This is a genomic window from Companilactobacillus sp. FL22-1 (assembly GCF_043951805.1).
In the GTDB taxonomy this organism is placed as follows: Bacteria; Bacillota; Bacilli; order Lactobacillales; family Lactobacillaceae; genus Companilactobacillus.
Genome location: NZ_JBINJY010000023.1, coordinates 1 through 3,093 on the forward strand (window position 1 = coordinate 1; position 3,093 = coordinate 3,093).

3 protein-coding genes are annotated in these 3,093 nt (G+C 38.4%); 2 read left to right on the plus strand and 1 reads right to left on the minus strand.

Features of this window, described 5'->3' with window-relative positions; all coding sequences use genetic code 11:
• Positions 1–969 (plus strand): protein rep (locus tag ACG72T_RS12440; RefSeq protein ID WP_395266453.1); only part of this gene is annotated, 969 nt, incomplete at its 5' end.
• 13 nt (positions 970–982) lie between these two features.
• Here the strand turns inward: ACG72T_RS12440 and ACG72T_RS12445 are convergent.
• Positions 983–1,210, minus strand: a complete 228-nt coding sequence (locus ACG72T_RS12445) for a hypothetical protein (RefSeq protein ID WP_395266454.1) — start codon at positions 1,208–1,210, stop codon at positions 983–985.
• A 165-nt stretch (positions 1,211–1,375) separates the two neighbouring features.
• Between ACG72T_RS12445 and mobV the strand changes: the two genes are divergently transcribed.
• The gene (mobV, locus tag ACG72T_RS12450) at positions 1,376–2,461 is read left to right on the plus strand and encodes a MobV family relaxase (RefSeq protein ID WP_395266456.1); all 1,086 of its coding nucleotides are present in this window, start codon (positions 1,376–1,378) and stop codon (positions 2,459–2,461) included.
• Positions 2,462–3,093 lie beyond the last annotated feature (632 nt).

Consider the following 3,093-nt stretch of genomic DNA (forward strand, 5'->3'; position numbering starts at 1 on the left):
TTGACTGATAGAAAAGTTTTAGTTGATCGATCGCAGTCGGGAAAAGTACGACCATGGCGAGAACATAAGTTAGAGAATTTACAGTATGGTGAATATTTACAAATGTTGCACTACAAGAAAGCCCATCGGGTTAAAGAGTGTGGTGAAGTATTACGTTTTGTGGAAGATAAAAATGGTCACAAAAAATTGGCTCAGACTTGGTTTTGCCATTCCCGTTTGTGTCCGTTATGTAATTGGCGGCGGGCAATGAAGCAATCCAATCAGTTAACACAGATTTTGACAGAAGCTGTTAAACAACGAAAGACGGGCCGGTTCTTATTTTTAACGTTAACTGTTGAGAATACAACTGGTGATCAATTGAAGAGTGAGTTACGTCAAATGGGACGAGCTGTTGCAAAGATCTTTCAGTATAAAAAAGTGGCTAAAAATTTGTTGGGTTATGTACGTTCAACTGAGGTTACCATCAATCACGAAGCAGATCATCCAATGTATCACCACCATATGCATGTTTTGCTTTTTATGAAATCGAGTTATTTTACAGGAACTGATAATTATATTTCACAAGCAGAATGGACTAAATATTGGCAACGAGCGATGAAATTAGCTTATGTGCCGGTTGTGAATGTTGAAGCGGTTAAACCGAATGTGAAACGCCAGAAAAATTCCTTACTGGCTAGTGCCCAAGAAACGGCTAAATATCAGGTGAAGTCCAAAGATATTTTAACTAATAATCAAGAACAAGATCTACAAGTAATTGATGATTTGGAACAAGCTTTGGCTGGTTCCCGCCAAATTAGCTATGGCGGTTTGCTGAAAGAAATTCGCAAGCAGTTGCAATTAGAAGATGTTGAAAATGGCGATTTGATTAATACGGATAGTGATGATCAAAAGGTTGATCAAGTGGTACGTGAGATTGTTGCTAAGTGGGATTATCAGCGCAAAAATTATTTTATGTTAAATGATTTATAGCATGAAATAATTTTTATAAGATTATTTTTTGGCTTGTTGTTTTTATTGCGTTGGTTTGCCGCTGGAGTACCCATTCTGCTTTTTTAGGGTTTCCATTAAATGTTTGGATTACTAGATAATATAATTTATTTTCTGGACTATATAGCTCTACTATGTCTATTTTCGTTGCTGACGTTTCTGAATAGTCTATTTGTTTTATTGTCTTTCTTCCTTTCTCTATAAGTTTTTCGCTTGATTTCATTAAAATCAGCCTCTTTTATTTTTATGATTATGTTTATTATACTCTTCTTTGCTTTGGCCTTTCTTGCCAACAGCAAAAACGGCCTCGCAGAGCCCAAACTTTACGAAGTAAAGTATAGTGGGTTATACTTTACTTGGAAGATAACTCCGAAATGAGGTGCATACAATGAGTTTTGCAGTGGCTAGAATGACGAAATTAAAAGCTGATAATTTAGTCGGCATTGGCAATCATGACCAACGGAAAACGACTAATCACAGCAACGAAGATATTGATGTTTCCCGCTCTCACCTGAATTATGATTTAGTGGCTGGGCGCACTGATAACTTTAAAACGGATATTGAAGCCTATATCAACGAAAACAAAGCGAGTAAGCGGGCAGTTCGCAAAGACGCTGTTTTAGTCAATGAGTGGATTATAACCAGTGACAAAGATTTTTTTGAGCAATTAGACGAAGCCGAAACCCGTAAATATTTTGAAACAGCCAAACAATATTTTGCAGATAACTATGGTGACGAAAATATTCGCTATGCAGTTGTTCATATGGACGAGAAGACCCCTCACATGCATATGGGCATTGTGCCCTTTGATGATGATAAAAAGCTCTCAGCTAAGCGTATATTCAATCGTGAAGCCTTACAGCACATTCAAGAGGAATTACCACAGTACCTCAAAGAAAATGGCTTTGATGTTCAACGTGGTAACAAAAATAAAGAGCGTAAGAATTTATCAGTACCCGAATACAAAGCTATGCGGGAAGAATTGAAAAAAATAGAGACCGAAAAACAAGAGACACAAGCAAAACTTGCAGATACTAAAAAACAGCTTGATGAAATCAAACCACGGGATACCAAGAAAATTGCTAGTAAACCCACCTTGATGAATAAAAATAAAGTCACGGTTGATAAATATGATCTCGCTGATTTGGAACAAAGGGCGGTGACTAGCGACGCTTATAACTTTGAAAAAATTCATCTGGAAGTAGAAAATCATAGTTTGCGTAATGATTTGAGTGAAGCCAAGGGCCGCAACTATGAACTGAGAAAAGAAAATGAGAGATTGCAAAAACTAGTAGGAACGCTTCAAGGCATTATACGAAATGTTGATGAGTTTCTACACAAAAAACTAGGTATTAATTTACCTGAAAAGTGGCTAGAGCGTGCAGGACTAAAAGAACCGTCTAAAAAAGCCCCTGAAAGCTCACAGGAACTCGACAGACATAAATCTGATGAATTAGGCGGTCCACATCTTTAAAACACTTATATGGGCTTAAAATGGCGTTTAAGAGCTTAATTTAACATCTCACTAGATTGAACGTAGTTAACTTTGTGTGTGTCAACGGTAAATCGACGTAGGGCGTTTTATAGCCCGCTGGGCTATTAGACGCCCTAGGAGGCTTTAAGGAGTTGATAGACTAGCGGATAAAACACTTTTGCGCATGCAAAGAAAAGCACACCTGCTTTTTTTGCCTGCCCCACGGCGAGTGCGGGGTGAGTTTGAGCGGGAGCACCCGCTCATTTATGGGGTCAAGCTGGCGCAGCTTGGACTGGGTTCGGGGCGTCAGCGCCCGAGGGCTTAGAAACTGGTCGATTTTGACCAGTTTCTTCTTATCTTGATACTATTAGAAACAACGTCATTTTAAAAAACTGGGATAAACCCTTGACACGACTGGGCTTAGGCGTATTATGAGTTTATAAAATGAATAAAGAAAAAACCCACGTGAGAATTCCTAGTTTGGCGACCCGGAACACGTGAGTTAATCTTGAATATTCGTATTTACTAGACATAGTTTAAAGCTTGAGTTAGTAAGCGTCAAGCCCTTAGTTTTAGTAAATACATAAAAGATTAGCTCTTCTCACGTGGTTGGATGAGAGGAGCTTTTTAGT

Coding starts and splice junctions, on each gene's coding strand:
- ACG72T_RS12445 (WP_395266454.1), bottom strand. CDS start 1,210: ATGAAATCAAGCGAAAAACTTATAGAGAAAGGAAGAAAGACAATAAAA.
- mobV (WP_395266456.1), top strand. CDS start 1,376: ATGAGTTTTGCAGTGGCTAGAATGACGAAATTAAAAGCTGATAATTTA.